The organism is Citrobacter sp. Ce129 (assembly GCF_030334545.1).
GTDB classification, from domain to species: Bacteria; Pseudomonadota; Gammaproteobacteria; order Enterobacterales; family Enterobacteriaceae; genus Citrobacter; species Citrobacter europaeus.
The window spans coordinates 486,052-504,195 of record NZ_JAOWDS010000051.1; the positions used below are offsets into that span (position 1 = coordinate 486,052).

An 18,144-nucleotide genomic window follows, 5' to 3' on the forward strand; every position below is an offset into this window, starting at 1 on the left:
AGATTGAAACATCAAGCGTTGTAGGCGTTTTCGCCGTGACTGTTCACATCCAGACCTTCGCGTTCCTGTTCTTCCGGTACGCGCAGACCCACCGTCATATCCGCCAGCTTATAGCCAATGAAGGCCACCACGCCGGACCAGACGATAGTGATCGCCACGCTTTCCAGTTGCACCAGCAACTGATGCCCCATGGTCACGCCCTCAGCAAAGCCCACGCCGCCCAGAGAGCTGGCAGCGAAAACGCCGGTCAGGATGCAACCAACAATGCCGCACACGCCGTGAACGCCAAACACGTCGCACGGATCGTCCACGCGCAGAAAACGCTTCAGCATGGTTACGCCCCACAGGCCAGCCAGCCCCGCAACGACACCGATAATCAGCGCGCCGCCGACACCAATGTAGCCACATGCCGGTGTTACGCCTACCAGACCCGCAATAGCGCCAGAACAAGCGCCCAGCAGAGACGGTTTGCCACGCAGTGCCCATTCACCGAAGATCCATCCGAGGATGGCAGCAGCGGTGGCGACCACGGTATTGACGAAGGCCAGCGCGGCGATCTCATTCGCCGTTCCCGCTGAACCGGCGTTAAAGCCAAACCAACCAATGTAGAGAATAGCGGTGCCGGTGAAGACCATTGGCAGGTTGTGCGGTTTAAAGGCTTCTTTGCCAAAACCGACGCGTTTGCCAATCAGATACGCACCAACCAGACCGGCTATCGCCGCGTTGATGTGCACGACCGTTCCGCCGGCAAAATCCAGCGCGCCATGGGAAGCCAGCAAGCCGCCGCCCCAGACCATATGGGCAATCGGGATGTACGACAGCGTTAACCACACCACCACGAAAATCAGCACCGCAGAGAAGCGAATACGCTCAGCCAGCGCCCCGACAATCAGCCCAACGGTAATACAGGCGAACGAACCCTGAAAAGCAACGTGAATGTACTGGTAGAAACTCCCCGTGACCGCCGTCAACGCGATGTTCTTCAGCAATACCCAGTTGAAGTTGCCGAAGAAATTATTCCCTTCGCCAAAGGCCAGCGAGTAGCCATAAACTACCCATAAAATACAAACCAGAGCGAATGTCACTGTTACCTGAGTCAGCATCGACAGCACGTTCTTACCGCGAATCAAACCGCCGTAGAACAGCGCAATGCCAGGGATAGTCATAAACAGCACCAGCGCGGTACAGATCATCATAAAAGCGTTATCTGCTTTATCCGCAACCGCCGGTGCCGCCATCGCCAGTCCCGGCAGTAGCGCCAGTGAAGCAATACCCGTTTTCATCGTTGCTATCTTCATTTTTTGGTTTCCTATCACTGTGTGCCAGAAGTTACAGTGCGGCTTCGTCGGCTTCGCCGGTACGAATACGAATCACACGTTGCAGCTCGGCGACGAAGATTTTGCCGTCGCCAATTTTTCCGGTGTATGCCGCCTTACTGATGACATCAATCACGCCATCTAGTTGGTCGTCGGCAATCGCCACATCAATCTTCACCTTTGGCAGAAAATTGACGCTATATTCAGCCCCACGGTACAGCTCAGCATGACCTTTCTGTCGGCCAAACCCCTTCACTTCGGTGACGGTCAGCCCCTGAATACCAATAGACGACAGTGCTTCACGGACGTCTTCCAGTTTGAACGGTTTGATTACCACGGTAACCAGCTTCATAGATCCCCTCCAGTCAGAATTCAGTAGTGGCTGCAGATACACGAGAGGAATATTGCAAGGGATGTGCCAGGAATGAAAAACGCGGAATGATTCAGGTTCGTAGGGTACTGCCAGGAGAGAAAAAGAAAAAACGCACTATAACGGTGCATAGTGCGTTACATTTTTGCACCAGATTGTTGATTGCCGGATGGCGGCGTTTACGCCTTACCCGACCTACGACTCCGCGTGGCCGGATAAGCGCTGCACCGTCAGGCGATAACAGAATCCTCTTGCGTACTGGCTGCCAGCTCTTCGCCCGCCAGCTGCAACTGATACATCTGCCAGTAACGGCCTTGCGCCGCCAGTAATTGCTGGTGCGTACCACGCTCAACCGCCTGACCGCGATGTAACACCAGAATGGTATCCGCATCAACAATCGTCGATAACCGATGCGCAATCACTACAAGCGTTGTGTGTTCACGGACCGCCGCCAGAGCTTGCTGAATGGCCTGCTCAGTACCGGAATCAATACTGGCCGTGGCTTCATCGAGGATCAGCACCTGCGGCGTTTCAACCAATACCCGCGCCAGCGCCAGCAGTTGTTTCTGCCCAACGGAGAGATTATTGCCCTGCTCACCCAGCCGGGTATGAATCCCCTCGCTCAAACCGCGGGCCAGTTCTGCCAGTTGCACGGTCTCCAGCGCCTGCCATACTCGCTCTTCTGAGATATCGCGACCCAGCGTGACGTTGGCCAGGAAGGTATCCGCCATCACCACGGGATCCTGCTGCACCATCGCGATGCCCTGACGTAACGCACCGTGGCTCAGCGAAGACAGCGGACGTCCGTCAAGTCGGATTTCACCCTGCGTCAGCGGGTAGTACCCCATCAGCAGGCTGGCCAGCGTACTTTTGCCGCTGCCGGTGTGTCCGACCAGGGCCACAAAGCTACGCGAAGGCACGGACAGACTGATGTTTTGCAGCACCAGATTGTCGTCGCGATAGGCAAATGAAACGTTATCCACCTCAATGTCACCGCTTTTGAGCGGTCGATCATCTTCACCATAGCGCTGACGAGGCCCGTCCATCAGTTCGAACACTCGCTCACCGGCGACAACCGCCTGCTGCAGCATTGACTGCTGGGTTGTCAGTTCGATAAGCGGCTCGTTTAAACGGCCGAGGTAGCTGATAAACGCATACAGCACACCAACCTCGATGGAGCTGCCAGAGGTAAAGCTGAACAGCATCAATAAACCGCAGAGGATCAGCGCCGAAAAAAGGCTCAGCAGCGGGCGCAACAAAAAGCCATCGAGTCGTAGGGTCTGCATACGCGCCATATAGTGCGAGCGGCTGGCCTCCCCCATTCTCTCGCCAAACCGCGCCTGCTGGCGGAACTGCTGGATAACGCTCATGCCGTTGATGACTTCGTTAAAGCCATCGTTAATATCCGCCAGATAAGCGCGAACCCGGCGCACAATCGGGGTGCTGTAGCGTTGATAAATCACCATTACCACCAGCACTGCCGGGAAAATAGCCATCGCCACCAGCGCCATACGCCACTCGAGGCTGAACATCGCGACCAGCATGGCGCCGATTAATGCCGCGCTGCGCAGAACCGTTGCAACCACCGTCACATACAGGTCGCGAATCACTTCGGTGTCATTGGTCACGCGGGAGATAAGCTGCCCTACGGGCTGAGTATCAAAGGCGCTGAGCGGCTGGCGCAGCGCAGCGTCCATTACGTCGGTGCGTAGCTGTTGTACTACGCCAACCGCCGCCTGGTTAAACAGCAATGACTGTGCATAATGCAGGCCTGCTGCCAGCAGTTGCAGACCGACATACGCCGCAACCAGCCCGGCGACCATCGCCAGCGGCAGATTGTTCTTCGCCACCATGTTATCGATAAAATAGCTAATCAGCAGCGGGCCGCTGACTTCCGCCGCAGCCGCCACCCACAGCATGACGACCGCAATCGCCAGCTGTTTTCGCCATGGGGAACCGTATGCCAGTAATCTTTTCAGAGTCGGCCATAATTGCCCGAAACTACGCATTAGCCGCCTCCTCGTTTATCTCTGGTGCATCAGACAGCGCCGCTTCCAGTTGCTGATAGCGGTACATATCACGATACCAGCCAGCCTGCTGCACCAGCTCGTCATGCTCGCCGCGCTGGGCAATATGCCCATGCTGCATCACGATAATCTCGCTGGCTTCCGTCAGAGCCGATAAGCGGTGGGCGCTGATAATGACGGTTCGGCCTTCGCCCCACTGGCGCAGATTATGCAGGATCTGATGCTCGGTACGACCGTCCACCGCCGACAGCGCATCATCCAGGATCAGGATTTCAGCGTTCAGCAGTAGTGCCCGAGCGATAGAAATACGTTGTTTTTGCCCACCAGACAGCATCACCCCACGTTCGCCCACTTCGGTGTCGTAGCCCTGCGGAAGACGTAAAATATCCTCATGAACGCTGGCAAGGCGCGCCACATGCTCGATCTCTTCCTGCGTGGCCTGTGGGCGTCCTAACGCGATGTTATTACCGACGGTATCTGAAAACAGGAATGGCGTCTGGCTGACGACCGCCAGTCGGCTGCGCCAGCTATCAAGCTGTAAGCGCGTTAACGGGATATTATGAAAGCGTACATCGCCCTGAGTGATATCAAAATGACGCTGGATCAGCGACAGCACCGTACTTTTTCCCGCGCCGGTCGGACCACAGATGCCCAGCATCTGTCCAGGTTTAAGCTGGAAATTCACATTTTCCAGCGCCGGGTGGGTGGTCTGCGGGTAACAAAATTCGCGAATCGCCACCGCCAGCTCGCCGCGTCCTTCCGGTACCGACTCAGTGCCGTCATCCACCACCGGCGCTTCGGCCAGCATAGCGCGAATCCGGCTGTAGGCAGCGCTACCGCGTTCGACGATATTAAACATCCATGCCAGCGCCAGCATCGGCCAAATCATCAGACCGAGATACATCATAAAGCTGGTGAGCTGGCCGAGCGTCAACGAACCGTGCACCACCATCCAGCTTCCTCCGGCAATCGCCAGCAGGTTAGCCATACCAATGGCAATATAAATCGTGGGATCAAAGCGGGCGTCAATGCGCGCCACGCGCAGGTTTTTCTTACCGGTATCCTCGGCATCGGCGGCAAATAATGCCGACTGCCGATCCTCCAGACCAAAGGCCTTGATCATACGAATACTGGTCAGGCTTTCCTGAGTACGGTCATTGAGACTGGAAAACGCCGCCTGCGCCAGCTTAAAGCGATTATGGAGTCGATCGCCGTAACGTTTGATCATTATCGCCATCACCGGCATCGGCAGTAGCGCAATCAGCGTCAATTGCCAGCTTATCTGCGTAGACATCACGATCAGCACCGCACACCCCATCACCAGCGAATCCACCAGCGTCAGCACACCTTCTCCGGCGGCAAATACGACGCGATCGACATCGTTAGTTGCACGCGCCATCAGATCGCCCGTACGGTGACGCAGATAAAATTCTGGATGCTGGCGACTCAGCTGACGGTAATAATCTTCCCGCAGTTCAACCGCCAGTTGGTAGGATGCGCCAAACAGCAGCACGCGCCAGACATAACGCAGCAAATAAACCACCACTGCGATCAGGGCAATTGTTCCCACCCACATCAGCAGCCGCTCGGTGGTGAAGCGTTGTGTCGTCACGCCATCGACAATGATCCCAACCACTTTCGGCGGAATAAGCTGAAGGATAGCGATGATGATAAGCAAGGCCACTGCCCCGAGATAGCGACGCCACTCCCGGCGGAAGTACCAGCTTAATTGAGCAAATAATCGCACGCGTTATGTCCTGACAAGATTTCCGGCAATGAGCGCCGGGAGAATTATTCAATAGGTAGAGCAGTTGTGTATTTAATCTGTTCCATCGCAAAGCTGGAGGTGACATCAGACAGGCCCGGTACGCTGTTCACCAGGCGCTTATAGAATTCATCGTAGCTTTTCATATCGGCAACCTGCACTCGCATCAGGTAGTCATACTCCCCAGCCATACGCCAGAATCCCAGAACCTCGGGCATTCCGGTCACTTCAGTGACAAAGCGGCAATACCATTCGCTGCTGTGATGCTGAGTCTTGATCAGCACAAACGCGGTGAGTCCCAGCCCCAGCTTTTCTGGATCCAACAGCGCGACTCTGCCTAGCAGGATACCGTCATCCTCAAGTCGCTTGAGACGTTTCCAGCAGGGGGTGGTAGTCAGATTAACGGCATCTGCTAACGCCTGCAAAGAAAGGGTGCAGTCCTGTTGCAGTAAGCCAAGCAGCTTGCGGTCAATTTTGTCTAACATAACCACTCCACAGAGAAGAATTTTCTCCTTACATTCTATTTTAAAGGCTAAATGGCAACAATTTTTTCCGTGCTTTTCGCTATTCTGGGCACAAAATGATAAATGGATATCTATTAATGATGAATAGTTCCTGGGTTAAAAACGCCATCAATGAAATCAACGCGGATTATCAGCGTTCTGCGGATACGCATCTCATTCGTCTGTCGCTACCGGCGTTCCCGGGCATTCAGATCTATTTAAAAGATGAGAGCACGCATCCGACCGGGAGCCTGAAGCATCGTCTGGCGCGCTCACTGTTTTTGTACGGATTGTGCAATGGCTGGATCAAAGAAGGCACCACCATCATTGAGTCATCGTCCGGTTCAACGGCGGTTTCCGAGGCTTATTTCGCCCGACTGTTAGGACTGCCGTTTATTGCCGTCATGCCTTCCTGTACGGCGAAACGTAAAATTGAACAGATTGAATTCTACGGCGGTCGCTGTCATTTCGTGGAAAGCGCCTGCGAAATCTATGCGGCTTCTGAACAGCTGGCGCGTGAACTGAACGGTCATTACATGGATCAGTTCACTTACGCTGAACGCGCCACCGACTGGCGTGGCAATAATAATATTGCCGACAGCATCTTTCGTCAGATGCAGTGCGAGCCCAACCCCGTTCCCCGCCATATCGTGATGAGCGCCGGAACCGGCGGCACCTCAGCAACTATTGGCCGCTATATCCGCTGTCAGGGCTACGACACTCAACTGATGGTAGTGGACCCGGAAAACTCAGTCTTTCTGCCCTTCTGGCAGGATCGCGATGCAACGTTGCGCAGCCCGGTAGGAAGTAAAATCGAAGGCATTGGCCGCCCGCGTGTCGAACCGTCTTTCATTCCTGACGTGGTTGATGAAATGTTGCGCGTACCGGATGCCGCAAGCGTGGCTACCGCGCACTGGCTGGAAACGCAGTTGGGCCGAAAAGTCGGCGCTTCAACCGGTACCAACATGTGGGGAACCCTGCAGCTTGCCGCTCGTATGCGCGATGCAGGCGTTACCGGTTCACTGGTAACGCTACTGTGCGACAGTGGCGAACGCTATCTGGAAACCTACTACAACCCACAATGGGTCGACGCGCAGATCGGTGATTTAACGCCGTGGAAAGGGGAACTCGCCCGACTTCTGAACACCCATTAACAGGATAAAAAAAAGCCAGACGCGAAGTCTGGCTTGCTGGAAGGGATCTCTCATTCGGGGGAATAAGGTAGATGCGGATTGTCCAGCCAATGCGTCAAAAAGTGTGATACTGCCTGATTGCGGCAATGCCCAATCACCGATAAATGAGGCAGTTCGGCAATCAGTTGCGGCATCGCGTTACCCATAATCAGACCGCGACCAACGCTGCCTAACATTTCGCGATCGTTCATGGCATCGCCAAACGCCATACACTCGGCCATTGAATAACCTAAGTGGTCGCTTAGTACCGCCAGCGCAGATCCTTTGTTACAGCCCAACGGCAGTACCTCAAGACAATCAAACGCGGAAAAACAGAGATTCGCCTGTTCACCCAGCGCTTCATTCAGCTGAATGCGTAATTGGATCAGGGAGTCATGATCGCCGCAGAAACAAACTTTCGTGACCTGATGAGCAGGAATACGTTTCACATCGACAATCTGGTAGCGAAATCCGCTATATACATGCGCCTGCAGCAGCGAGGGGATCTCTTGTCCGGTGAACCAACCGTTGTCATTAAAGACATGCATGCTGGCGGTGGTATCCCACTTCTGATGTAGCACGATATCCGCAACATTCGGATCCAGATCCTGACGGTGCAGCACATCGCCCTCAAGAGAGTGAATACGCGTGCCGTTACCCGTGATCAAAAAAGCGTCCAGTGACACAGAACCCAAAATATGGCGCATCTCCAGCACATGGCGACCGGTGGCAAAGGTCAGGGTGATATCTCGTTCACGCAGGCGCGCCAGCGTTGAAAGCGTTTCGTCACCTAAATGGTGATTCGGCATCAAAAGGGTGCCATCCATATCAAATGCAGCCAGACGAGCCATTTCTTTCTCCACACTGTGACGCGGTTAACTTGTGATTCAGTATCACCTGAGATATACGGAAGTAATAGTGAATAGATAAAATGAATTGTTCCGGGTTTATATGCGATTATTGAATCGACTGAATCAGTACCAGCGCCTGTGGCAACCGTCGAACGGCGAACCACAATCAGTGACCGTGGGCGAACTGGCCAAACGCTGTTTTTGCAGCGAGCGCCACGTGCGAACCTTGCTAAAGCAAGCGCAGGATGCTGGCTGGCTGGAGTGGTACGCTCAGTCGGGGCGCGGGAAACGCGGGCTGCTACGTTTTTTGGTGACGCCAGATTCGCTGCGCAACACCATGATGGAACAGGCGCTGCAAAAGGGAGAACAGCTCAGCGTACTTGAACTGGCTCAACTGGCGCCAGGCGAATTAAGAACGTTGCTACAACCGTTTATGGGAGGTCAGTGGCAAAACGACACGCCAACCCTGCGTATCCCCTACTACCGCCAGCTCGACCCTTTGCACCCTGGATTTCTCCCCGGTCGCGCGGAGCAGCATCTCGCCGGACAACTATTTTCTGGACTGACACGGTTCGACAGCAAGACGCAACGCCCCTGCGGAGATTTAGCCCACCACTGGAATATCTCCGCCGATGGCCTGCACTGGGATTTCTATATTCGTTCCACCCTGCACTGGCATAACGGCGATGCGGTCAGCAGCACGCAGCTACATCAACAATTGCAGAAGCTGTTAGCGCTACCCGCGCTGAATAAGCTGTTTATCAGCGTGAAGCGCATTGAAGTGACGCATCCCCAGTGCCTGACCTTTATTCTGCATCGCCCCGACTTCTGGCTGGCGCATCGTCTGGCAAGCTACAGCAGTCATCTGGCGCATCCTGAACATCCGTTTGTGGGTACTGGTCCGTTCCGATTGACGCTGTTTACTCCTGAACTGGTGCGTATCGAAAGTCACGATCACTACCACCTGAGTCATCCGCTGCTAAAAGCCATTGAATACTGGATAACCCCGCAACTCTTCTCCCAGGATTTGGGCACCAGCTGTCGCCATCCGGTGCAAATTGCGATTGGTAAGCCCGAAGAATTGCCCATGCTAAGCCAGGTAAGCAGCGGCATCAGCCTCGGTTTTTGCTATCTTACGCTCAGAAAAAGCGCGCGCCTGAATACGCAGCAGGCCCGCCGACTGGTCAATATTATCCACCGCTCTTCCCTGCTACAAACGCTTGAAGTGGATGAAAACCTGATTACGCCAAGCAATGCGCTGCTGCCAGGATGGACTATCCCACAATGGGATGAACTGGACGAGGTAACGCTGCCGAAAAAACTAACGCTGGCCTATCATCTGCCGGTAGAACTGCATGCGATGGCTGAACAGCTTCGCCAGGCGCTGGCGCTGCTCGGTTGTGAATTAACGCTTATTTTTCATAATGCCAAGAACTGGGATGGCGATCATCCTTTAGCCCAGGCCGACCTGATGATGGGCGACAGGCTAATTGGCGAAGCGCCTGAATATACCCTCGAACAGTGGCTGCGCTGCGATCAGCTCTGGTCACACGTATTGAGCGCTCCGGCTTATACTCATCTGCAAACCACTCTGGATGCCTTGCAAATTCAGGCTGATGAAGACGATCGTCACGCGGCTTTACAACAAGTTTTCGCCACGCTGATGCATGACGCGACCCTGACGCCGCTGTTCAATTATCACTATCGTATTAGCGCCCCTCCAGGTGTGAACGGCGTACGCCTGAACCCTCGCGGCTGGTTCGAGTTTACCGAAGCCTGGCTGCCGCCGCCTTCAGCGTGAAGAAGCTGGTCGGCGACACGCCCAGGCGCTACCATAAGCGCTTTCGTTACTAGTCAGGAAAAGCCATGAAACGTGCCGTTGTTGTATTCAGTGGAGGCCAGGACTCCACAACCTGTCTGGCGCAAGCGCTGCATCAGTATGATGAAGTGCATTGCGTGACCTTTGATTATGGTCAGCGCCACCGCGCTGAGATTGATGTCGCACGTGACCTGGCCTTAAAACTCGGCGCGCGTGCGCACAAAGTCCTTGATGTCACGCTGCTCAGCGAACTGGCCGTCAGTAGCCTGACCCGCGATAACATTCCGGTACCTGATTACGAACCTGATGCCAACGGCATCCCCAACACCTTTGTGCCTGGACGCAATATTCTGTTTTTAACGCTGGCGGCGATTTACGCGTATCAGGTACAGGCAGAAGCGGTCATTACCGGCGTTTGCGAAACAGATTTCTCCGGATACCCGGACTGTCGCGATGAGTTCGTCAAAGCCCTGAACCATGCCGTAAGCCTGGGGATGGCAAAAGATATCCGCTTTGAAACACCGTTAATGTGGATCGATAAAGCCGAAACCTGGGCACTGGCCGATTACTGGGGCAAGCTGGACCTGGTACGCGAAGAAACGCTGACCTGTTATAACGGCATCAAAGGTGACGGTTGCGGTCACTGTGCGGCGTGTAATCTGCGCGCCAACGGCCTGAACCATTATCTGGCGGATAAATCGGCGGTGATGGCGGCAATGAAGCAGAAAACCGGGTTAAAGTAATACGTTGAGTGATGCCGGATGGCGCTTTTGCTTATCCGGCCTGCAGACACTCGCAGCCACTACTTCACCATCTGCTCCAATTTTTCGCGCAACTCCCCTTCCAGCGGCAGCGCTTTTTGCGTTTTCAAATCAATGCAGACGAAGGTAATCAACGCGTCTGCCACCACCTGTCCTTCCGGCTCCAGGGTGATGGTCTGGTTCAACACGCCGCTTTTACCATTTAGCTGTTGGACCTGGCTGGTGATGGTCAGCAGATCACTCAGCACCGCAGGTCGGCGGTAGTTAATATTAATATTAACGACCACAAAAGCGATGTTGTGTGCGGTCATCCACTGAAAGCTGTCGCTGTTTTCCAGACCATCCCAGCGGGCTTCTTCCAGAAACTCCAGATAGCGGGCATTGTTAACGTGCTGATAGACATCAAGATGAAAACCACGAACTTTGATTTGTGTTTGCATAGCGCAGGAACCTTACGTTTTTATAGGAATATATTCAGGGTAGTGAGGCCATAACTGGTATGACCTCTCTAGTGTGGCAAATATTGGCCACTGCGCAAGTTATTAAAGTGTTAAAACTGCCAAATTACGCTCAACCAGCGAGCTACCCATGCCCGGCACCTGCTTTAAGTCCTCCACCGTTTTAAACGGTCCGTACTCTTCACGATAGCTCACAATCGCCTGCGCTTTCTTCAGACCAACGCCATTCATGACTCGAGCTAAATCCTCAGCAGAAGCACTGTTGATGCTTACCCTGGTACCTTCATCGTCGCTCGCTTTAGCCGCTGACGTGGCTTTGCTTTGCGCCACTGTGGAAGCATCCGCTTTGGCTTGAGTCGCCTGACTTTTGGCGACAGGCTCTGCAGCCAGTGCGCTTTGAGCCATGCCGGCACAGGTCAATGAAAGAGTGATAAGAAGGGTTTTGATTCCATGTTTCATACTGTTTTCTCCTTGTTTGTTAACAGTGGAATCACGATAGCGGGGTGCACAACGACAGACAAACGGCAAATATCAGAAATGGAAAAGGCCGCGAAAGCGGCCTTTTGTCGATACAACTTTTTGCAATTTTTTGCGAGCAGCCTCGGTTATTGCTGCTGTTCCAGCGCGTCACCGACTTTAATTTTTGCGGCTTTACGCAGGTTGCTCATCAGCGCTTCGAAGACAATCTGCGCGTTGTTCTGGGTAATCCCCTGAACCATCGCTTTCTTCTGCGCTTCAGGCATAGAACCGGCTTTCACCTCGTCCAGCGCCAGCAGAACAACATTACCCTGCATATCGTTCGCCACGCCGTAGCTCGGTTTGTCTTTCGCTGGCAGACTCAGGCCAAAGGCCGCCTGGCTCAGCGGATCCTGCCCGGTACGGCTCAGCGTTTTCGCCTCGCCAAAGCTCAGACCCGCCGCTTTCATCGCTTCATCGCCTTTACCGGCTTTCAGATCCGCCAGCAGTTTATCGGCATCAAGCTTCGCCTGCTGCTCTGCTTTATTGTGCTTAACGAGCGCAGTTACCTGATCTTTCACTTCAGCCAGTGGCTTAACGGCTTCGGCTTTGTGTTCTGCAATACGCAATACAAACGCACGATCGCCGTCCACGGTGATGATGTCGGAGTTACTGCCAGGCGTACCGTTTTCGCCAACCAGACCACCATTGAAAATGATGTCAGCGACCGGTTTGAAGTTCAGTTCTTCTGGCAGGCTGTCACGGCTAAACCAGCCCGTCTCAACCGCTTTCATGCCAGCAGCCTGCTCCGCGCCCGCCAGGGATTCGTTATCGTTGCTGGCGGCATCGCTCACTTTCTGCTGCAGTGCGTAATACGCGTCCAGCGCTTTTTCCTGCTTCACTTTCGCCGCAATGTCGTCACGGGCTTCGCTCAGCGGTTTAACCTGTGCAGGTTGTACGTCGTCAAGACGCGCAACGAGGAAACCAACGGAAGACTTAATCACGCCTGACAATTGGCCTTTTTCTTTCAGACCAGCACTTTTCAGCTCATCCGGAGTGGTGGAATCTTCCAGCCATCCCATGTCGCCGCCTTTACGGGCAGAGATGATGTCAGCAGATTTTTCTTTTGCCAGCGCAGCGAAATCACCGCCTTTGTTCAGTTCGTCCAGCACCGCTTTGGCTTCATCTTCCGTTTTGGTCTGAATGATGCTGTAGCGGTTACGCTGCGGCTGAGTGAACTGGTCCTGATGCTGGTCGTAGTAAGACTGAATATCCGCATCGCTGGCCGTCTCCTGCATAGCAGCGGCGTCCAGCTTGATGTAGCTCACGCGGAACTGTTCCGGCGTCATAAAGTTGTTTTTATTTTGCTCGTAGTAGCTGGCAACTTCCTGCTCGGTAACAGACTGCTTCGCGGCCAGTGCGTTAACGTCAATCGTCGCCTCGCGAACGATACGCTGCTGTGCAACCAGCGCCGCCAGCTCGTCCGTTTCGCCTTTCAGCATGAAGTCCGTACCGGCAACACCGTTGATCAGCTGCTGGGTAGTGAGCTGATTACGTAATGCCTGAGCGTACTGATCGGCGGTCATACCCATCTGATTAACAATCGCGTTGTAGCGGTTGTTATCAAATTTGCCGTCCACCTGGAACGCAGGCGTGGCGAAAATAGCCTGTTTGACCTGATCGTCGCTGATGTTGAGCTTAAGCTCGTGGGAGTACTGATCCAGCAGCGCTTCGTCAATAAGACGATTCAGCACCTGCTGACGCAGCGTTTTCATGTAGCCTTCGTTCGCAGCCAGTTCGGAGTATTGATCGCCCAGCTGTTGCTGCATGCGGTTACGTTCGCTGTTGAACGCATTCTCGAACTGCCCGCGGCTGATCTCCTGGCCATTCACTTTGGCGGCGAAGTTATTGCCCCCGCCAATCAGGTAACCACTCACGCCGGTCAAAATGAACGACACGATAATGATACCGAAAATAATCTTGAGCACGAGACTGTTAGCAGCCGTGCGTAAGCTGTCCATCATGGTGTAACCACACTCCGCTGTAGATGACTATACGCGTTATCTCTCAAGCCGCCTGCGCGCAGGCACAACAACAGCGGCAAGGATTTTGAGTATATATGCTTCACGCAGCATAGCGTTTCCTGAACGCTGCGCACAAAGGTCTATTGTGACAAGAAACAGGGGCAATTGTCAGCCCACAACGCGTAGAAAGTACCGGAATTACAAATAAAAAAGGCACATCAGTCGATGCGCCCTTGTACTTCGTCACATCCCCAAAGGGGAAATCACTTAGTTTACCGCGTCTTTCAGTGCTTTACCTGCACGGAAGCCCGGTACTTTAGCCGCGGCGATGGTGATCTCTTTACCTGTTTGCGGGTTGCGACCAGTACGGGCAGCACGCTCTTTAACGGCAAAAGTACCAAAACCTACCAGCGCTACGTCATCACCTTCTTTCAGAGATTCAGTAACAGAAGCAATAATTGCATCTAACGCACGTCCAGCCGCAGCTTTAGAGATATCAGCCCCTGCAGCAATTTTGTCGATCAGTTGAGATTTATTCACTCTTCTCTTCCTCTTTATAATTTATATCGCACCTGAATCCTTCAAAGTGCGAACGCGCAGCAGTTATATCAGGCCTGCCATGCCCTTACAACACCCGTTAATGATGGCAAGCCCAATCCGTCATCTAAATTAGCTATACAAAAAAAGGCTGGCAAGTCCGAAATGGCCTGCCAGCCCTGTTTTTATTAGTGCTCTTTGCGCGAGGTCACTATTTTGCGGTCACAACCTGCATTCCGGAGGGCTCATTTTGCAACGCAAGCGTCAGAACCTCCTCAATGCGTTTCACCGGATGGATGTCCAGATCGGCAATCACGTTGTCCGGAATCTCTTCCAGGTCACGTTTGTTTTCGTCTGGAATTAAGACCGTTTTAATACCACCACGGTGTGCCGCCAGCAGTTTTTCTTTCAAACCACCAATAGGCAGAACCTGACCACGCAGGGTGATCTCGCCGGTCATCGCCACGTCGGCGCGTACCGGGTTACCGGTCAGACAAGACACCAGCGCGGTACACATGGCAATACCCGCACTTGGACCATCTTTCGGCGTCGCCCCTTCAGGTACGTGAACGTGGATGTCGCGTTTTTCGTAAAAGTCCGGATTAATACCCAGTTTTTCCGCACGCGCCCGCACCACGGTCAGTGCTGCCTGAATGGATTCCTGCATGACTTCACCCAGCGAACCGGTGTAGGTCAGCTTACCTTTACCCGGTACGCAGGCGGTTTCGATAGTCAGTAGATCGCCGCCCACTTCCGTCCACGCCAGACCCGTTACCTGACCAACGCGGTTTTCGTTGTCCGCGCGGCCATAGTCAAAGCGTTGAACGCCCAGGTAATCGTGCAGGTTATCACCATTGATCACGATATGTTTCAGCGACTTGTCGAGCAGCAGCTGTTTCACCGCTTTACGGCACAGTTTGGAGATTTCTCGCTCCAGACTACGCACGCCGGCTTCACGGGTGTAGTAACGAATAATGCCCACAATGGCGCTATCGTCGACCGTTAGCTCGCCTTTTTTCAGCGCATTACGCTCAATCTGTTTCGGCAACAGGTGACGTTTAGCAATGTTCAGCTTCTCGTCTTCGGTATAACCGGACAGACGGATCACTTCCATACGATCCAGCAACGGCGCTGGAATATTCATGGAGTTAGAGGTCGCAACGAACATCACGTCGCTGAGGTCGTAGTCCACTTCCAGGTAGTGATCGCTGAACGCCACGTTCTGCTCTGGATCCAGCACCTCAAGCAGTGCGGAAGCCGGATCGCCACGCATGTCAGAAGACATTTTGTCGATCTCATCGAGCAGGAACAGCGGGTTTTTAACGCCCACTTTAGCCATTTTCTGGATCAGTTTACCCGGCATAGAGCCAATATAGGTCCGGCGGTGACCGCGAATTTCAGCTTCATCACGCACGCCGCCCAGCGCCATACGAATATATTTACGTCCGGTGGCTTTAGCGATGGACTGTCCCAGAGAGGTTTTACCTACCCCCGGCGGCCCAACCAGGCACAGGATCGGTCCCTTGATTTTGTTCACACGGCTTTGAACCGCGAGATACTCAAGGATACGATCTTTGACGCGTTCCAGACCGTAGTGGTCAGTATCGAGGATTTCCTGCGCCTGACGCAGGTCTTTTTTGACCTTGCTACGCGCATTCCACGGTACCTGAACCATCCAGTCGATGTAGCCACGCACTACGGTCGCTTCCGCCGACATCGGAGACATCATTTTCAGCTTCTGCAGTTCTGCTTCCGCTTTCTCTTTTGCCTCTTTCGGCATTTTCGCCGCGTCGATTTTACGCTTCAACGCTTCGTTTTCGTCCGGCGCGTCGTCCATCTCTCCGAGCTCTTTCTGAATGGCTTTCATCTGCTCGTTCAGATAGTACTCACGCTGGGATTTTTCCATCTGCTTTTTCACGCGGTTGCGAATGCGTTTCTCAACCTGCAGCAGATCAATTTCAGACTCCATCATCGCCATCAGATATTCCAGACGTTCGTTAACGTCGGACATCTCCAGCACGGACTGCTTGTCAGCCAGTTTCAGCGGCATGTGTGCAGCGATGGTGTCCGCCAGACGTGCAGGATCGTCAATGCTGTTCAGCGACGTCAGCACTTCTGGTGGGATTTTCTTGTTCAGCTTGATATAGCCTTCGAACTGGCTGATAGCGGTACGCACCAGCACTTCCTGTTCGCGCTCATCAATGGCTGGCGAGTCAAGGTACTCCGCTTTCGCAGAGAAATGCTCGCCGTTGTCAGACAGCGCAGAAATACGCGCGCGCTGTAACCCCTCGACCAGCACTTTTACGGTGCCGTCAGGCAGTTTCAGCATCTGCAAAATAGAGGCCACGGTCCCGACGGTGAAAAGATCGTTTACACCCGGCTCATCCGTTGACGCTTCTTTCTGTGCGACCAGCATGATTTTTTTATCATGGTCCATAGCCGCTTCCAGACAACGGATAGATTTTTCCCGCCCTACAAATAAGGGTATGACCATGTGCGGATAAACCACCACATCGCGCAACGGCAATACGGGGATTTCAATGCGTTCAGAACGCTCAGGATTCATAGAGCTCTCTCTTAGTTTAGTTTCCGCCAGGTAATCAGGTGGTACGACTGTGCTCCACACCACCTTTAACATGTATGTCAGTATATGGGGATGTTTCCCACACATTCAACGCCATGTTTACGGAAAAATAAAAGGGGAGATAAAATCCCCCCTTTTTAATTAAATGTCTGTATGAATTGATGAATTATTCGCCAGATGCCTGCTGCGCTTCCGGCTTACCGTAAATCAGCAACGGCTTGCTCTGACCGCCAATCACCGACTCATCGATCACCACTTTTTCGACGTCTTCCATAGACGGCAGATCGTACATGGTGTCGAGCAGCGCGGCTTCGACGATTGAACGCAGACCACGAGCACCAGTTTTACGCGCCATCGCTTTCTTGGCGATCGCATCCAGCGCTTCCTCACGGAATTCCAGATCGACACCTTCAAGATTGAACAGCGCCTGGTACTGCTTGGTCAGGGCGTTTTTCGGCTCTTTGAGGATCTGGATCAATGCTTCTTCGCTCAGTTCGCTCAGCGTCGCGACAACCGGCAGACGACCGATGAACTCAGGGATCAGACCAAATTTGATCAGATCTTCTGGTTCTACCTGCGACAGCAGTTCACCTTCGCTGGCTTTGTCAGACTGCGCTTTTACCGTTGCGCCAAAACCAATGCCGGAGCCGGTTTCAACACGGTTAGCAATCACTTTATCCAGACCGGCAAAGGCACCGCCACAGATAAACAGGATCTTAGAGGTGTCAACCTGCAGGAATTCCTGTTGAGGATGTTTACGACCACCCTGCGGCGGAACGGCAGCAACCGTACCTTCGATCAGTTTCAACAGCGCCTGCTGTACGCCTTCGCCGGAAACGTCACGGGTAATGGACGGGTTATCGGACTTACGAGAAATCTTGTCAATTTCATCGATATAGACGATCCCGCGCTGTGCTTTCTGCACATCGTAATCGCATTTCTGCAGCAGTTTCTGAATAATGTTCTCAACATCTTCCCCCACATAACCGGCTTCGGTCAGCGTGGTGGCGTCGGCCATGGTGAACGGAACGTCCAGCAGGCGCGCCAGCGTTTCAGCCAGCAGCGTTTTACCGGAACCCGTCGGGCCAATCAGCAGGATGTTACTTTTGCCCAACTCGACGCCATTGCTGGTGTCGCCGTTGCGCAGACGTTTGTAATGGTTGTATACCGCGACCGCCAGCACTTTCTTCGCCTGCTCCTGACCGATAACGTAATCGTCCAGGTGGTTGCGAATTTCATGTGGCGTCGGCAGCGCACTGCGTTCACGGTGCGGTGCTACTTCCTTAATCTCTTCGCGAATGATGTCGTTACATAAATCAACACATTCGTCGCAGATATACACGGATGGTCCGGCAATCAGCTTACGCACTTCATGCTGGCTTTTGCCGCAAAAAGAGCAGTACAACAATTTGCCCGAGCCATCTTTGCGTTTATCTGTCATGGGTCAAAACCTCTTCTTTGTTCTTTGTGCCGCACACGACGACGCAAATGCCATTCTCAG

15 protein-coding genes are annotated in these 18,144 nt (G+C 53.5%); 3 read left to right on the forward strand and 12 right to left on the reverse strand.

Features of this window, described 5'->3' with window-relative positions:
- Positions 1–11: 11 nt before the first annotated feature.
- The 5 genes from amtB to decR form a co-directional block, all read right to left on the reverse strand.
- Complete coding sequence (gene amtB / locus OGV77_RS04325) at positions 12–1,298, reverse strand: ammonium transporter AmtB (RefSeq protein WP_008783954.1); 1,287 nt, start codon at positions 1,296–1,298, stop codon at positions 12–14.
- A 31-nt stretch (positions 1,299–1,329) separates the two neighbouring features.
- On the reverse strand, positions 1,330–1,668 hold the full coding sequence (glnK, locus tag OGV77_RS04330; protein WP_003021657.1) for a P-II family nitrogen regulator: 339 nt from the start codon (positions 1,666–1,668) through the stop codon (positions 1,330–1,332).
- 248 nt (positions 1,669–1,916) lie between these two features.
- Positions 1,917–3,695, reverse strand: a complete 1,779-nt coding sequence (locus OGV77_RS04335; protein WP_043015408.1) for a SmdB family multidrug efflux ABC transporter permease/ATP-binding protein — start codon at positions 3,693–3,695, stop codon at positions 1,917–1,919.
- Positions 3,688–5,460 carry a SmdA family multidrug ABC transporter permease/ATP-binding protein gene (locus tag OGV77_RS04340; protein ID WP_087051628.1) on the reverse strand — a complete coding sequence of 591 codons (1,773 nt, stop codon included), beginning with the start codon at positions 5,458–5,460 and terminating at the stop codon, positions 3,688–3,690. Before OGV77_RS04340 ends, OGV77_RS04335 begins: the two co-directional genes overlap by 8 nt.
- A gap of 44 nt (positions 5,461–5,504) precedes the next feature.
- Entirely contained in the window at positions 5,505–5,963 is a 459-nt protein-coding gene (decR, locus tag OGV77_RS04345; RefSeq protein ID WP_003831023.1) for a DNA-binding transcriptional regulator DecR, read from the reverse strand.
- A gap of 116 nt (positions 5,964–6,079) precedes the next feature.
- On the opposite strand from decR, the gene OGV77_RS04350 reads away from it, so the two are divergent.
- Positions 6,080–7,135 carry a PLP-dependent cysteine synthase family protein gene (locus OGV77_RS04350; protein ID WP_220133950.1) on the forward strand — a complete coding sequence of 352 codons (1,056 nt, stop codon included), beginning with the start codon at positions 6,080–6,082 and terminating at the stop codon, positions 7,133–7,135.
- Positions 7,136–7,185: 50 nt separating this feature from the next.
- Here OGV77_RS04350 and cof read toward each other — a convergent pair whose 3' ends face one another.
- Positions 7,186–8,004 (reverse strand): HMP-PP phosphatase, encoded by an 819-nt coding sequence (gene cof, locus OGV77_RS04355; protein ID WP_047413023.1) that lies wholly within the window; start codon positions 8,002–8,004, stop codon positions 7,186–7,188.
- 100 nt (positions 8,005–8,104) lie between these two features.
- On the opposite strand from cof, the gene OGV77_RS04360 reads away from it, so the two are divergent.
- Together OGV77_RS04360 and queC are read left to right on the forward strand one after the other, a co-directional pair.
- Positions 8,105–9,805, forward strand: a complete 1,701-nt coding sequence (locus OGV77_RS04360) for an SgrR family transcriptional regulator (RefSeq protein WP_043015405.1) — start codon at positions 8,105–8,107, stop codon at positions 9,803–9,805.
- 65 nt (positions 9,806–9,870) lie between these two features.
- Positions 9,871–10,566: a 7-cyano-7-deazaguanine synthase QueC gene (gene queC, locus OGV77_RS04365; RefSeq protein ID WP_043015404.1), complete on the forward strand. Its 696-nt coding sequence runs from the start codon at positions 9,871–9,873 to the stop codon at positions 10,564–10,566.
- 59 nt (positions 10,567–10,625) lie between these two features.
- Here the strand turns inward: queC and fadM are convergent, their stop codons facing one another.
- The 6 genes from fadM to clpX form a co-directional block, all read right to left on the reverse strand.
- Positions 10,626–11,024, reverse strand: coding sequence for a long-chain acyl-CoA thioesterase FadM (gene fadM / locus OGV77_RS04370; RefSeq protein WP_016152055.1), 399 nt, complete (start codon positions 11,022–11,024; stop codon positions 10,626–10,628).
- A gap of 102 nt (positions 11,025–11,126) precedes the next feature.
- The gene (locus OGV77_RS04375; protein ID WP_043015403.1) at positions 11,127–11,501 is read right to left on the reverse strand and encodes a helix-hairpin-helix domain-containing protein; all 375 of its coding nucleotides are present in this window, start codon (positions 11,499–11,501) and stop codon (positions 11,127–11,129) included.
- 146 nt (positions 11,502–11,647) lie between these two features.
- The gene (gene ppiD / locus OGV77_RS04380) at positions 11,648–13,522 is read right to left on the reverse strand and encodes a peptidylprolyl isomerase (protein WP_043015402.1); all 1,875 of its coding nucleotides are present in this window, start codon (positions 13,520–13,522) and stop codon (positions 11,648–11,650) included.
- Positions 13,523–13,789: 267 nt separating this feature from the next.
- Positions 13,790–14,080 carry a nucleoid-associated protein HU-beta gene (gene hupB, locus OGV77_RS04385; protein ID WP_219352570.1) on the reverse strand — a complete coding sequence of 97 codons (291 nt, stop codon included), beginning with the start codon at positions 14,078–14,080 and terminating at the stop codon, positions 13,790–13,792.
- A gap of 190 nt (positions 14,081–14,270) precedes the next feature.
- Complete coding sequence (gene lon / locus OGV77_RS04390) at positions 14,271–16,625, reverse strand: endopeptidase La (RefSeq protein ID WP_038638272.1); 2,355 nt, start codon at positions 16,623–16,625, stop codon at positions 14,271–14,273.
- Positions 16,626–16,809: 184 nt separating this feature from the next.
- A complete protein-coding gene (gene clpX / locus OGV77_RS04395) occupies positions 16,810–18,084 on the reverse strand; it encodes an ATP-dependent protease ATP-binding subunit ClpX (RefSeq protein WP_003831013.1) in 1,275 nt (424 codons plus the stop codon).
- Positions 18,085–18,144: the final 60 nt, after the last annotated feature.

What these genes read in the sequence shown, in the direction of transcription:
- amtB (WP_008783954.1), bottom strand. Translation starts at nt 1,298, where the DNA reads ATGAAGATAGCAACGATGAAAACGGGTATTGCTTCACTGGCGCTACTG.
- OGV77_RS04335 (WP_043015408.1), bottom strand. Translation starts at nt 3,695, where the DNA reads ATGCGTAGTTTCGGGCAATTATGGCCGACTCTGAAAAGATTACTGGCA.
- decR (WP_003831023.1), bottom strand. Translation starts at nt 5,963, where the DNA reads ATGTTAGACAAAATTGACCGCAAGCTGCTTGGCTTACTGCAACAGGAC.
- cof (WP_047413023.1), bottom strand. Translation starts at nt 8,004, where the DNA reads ATGGCTCGTCTGGCTGCATTTGATATGGATGGCACCCTTTTGATGCCG.
- OGV77_RS04360 (WP_043015405.1), top strand. Translation starts at nt 8,105, where the DNA reads ATGCGATTATTGAATCGACTGAATCAGTACCAGCGCCTGTGGCAACCG.
- lon (WP_038638272.1), bottom strand. Translation starts at nt 16,625, where the DNA reads ATGAATCCTGAGCGTTCTGAACGCATTGAAATCCCCGTATTGCCGTTG.
- glnK (WP_003021657.1), bottom strand. Translation starts at nt 1,668, where the DNA reads ATGAAGCTGGTTACCGTGGTAATCAAACCGTTCAAACTGGAAGACGTC.
- ppiD (WP_043015402.1), bottom strand. Translation starts at nt 13,522, where the DNA reads ATGATGGACAGCTTACGCACGGCTGCTAACAGTCTCGTGCTCAAGATT.
- clpX (WP_003831013.1), bottom strand. Translation starts at nt 18,084, where the DNA reads ATGACAGATAAACGCAAAGATGGCTCGGGCAAATTGTTGTACTGCTCT.
- OGV77_RS04350 (WP_220133950.1), top strand. Translation starts at nt 6,080, where the DNA reads ATGATGAATAGTTCCTGGGTTAAAAACGCCATCAATGAAATCAACGCG.
- queC (WP_043015404.1), top strand. Translation starts at nt 9,871, where the DNA reads ATGAAACGTGCCGTTGTTGTATTCAGTGGAGGCCAGGACTCCACAACC.
- OGV77_RS04375 (WP_043015403.1), bottom strand. Translation starts at nt 11,501, where the DNA reads ATGAAACATGGAATCAAAACCCTTCTTATCACTCTTTCATTGACCTGT.
- fadM (WP_016152055.1), bottom strand. Translation starts at nt 11,024, where the DNA reads ATGCAAACACAAATCAAAGTTCGTGGTTTTCATCTTGATGTCTATCAG.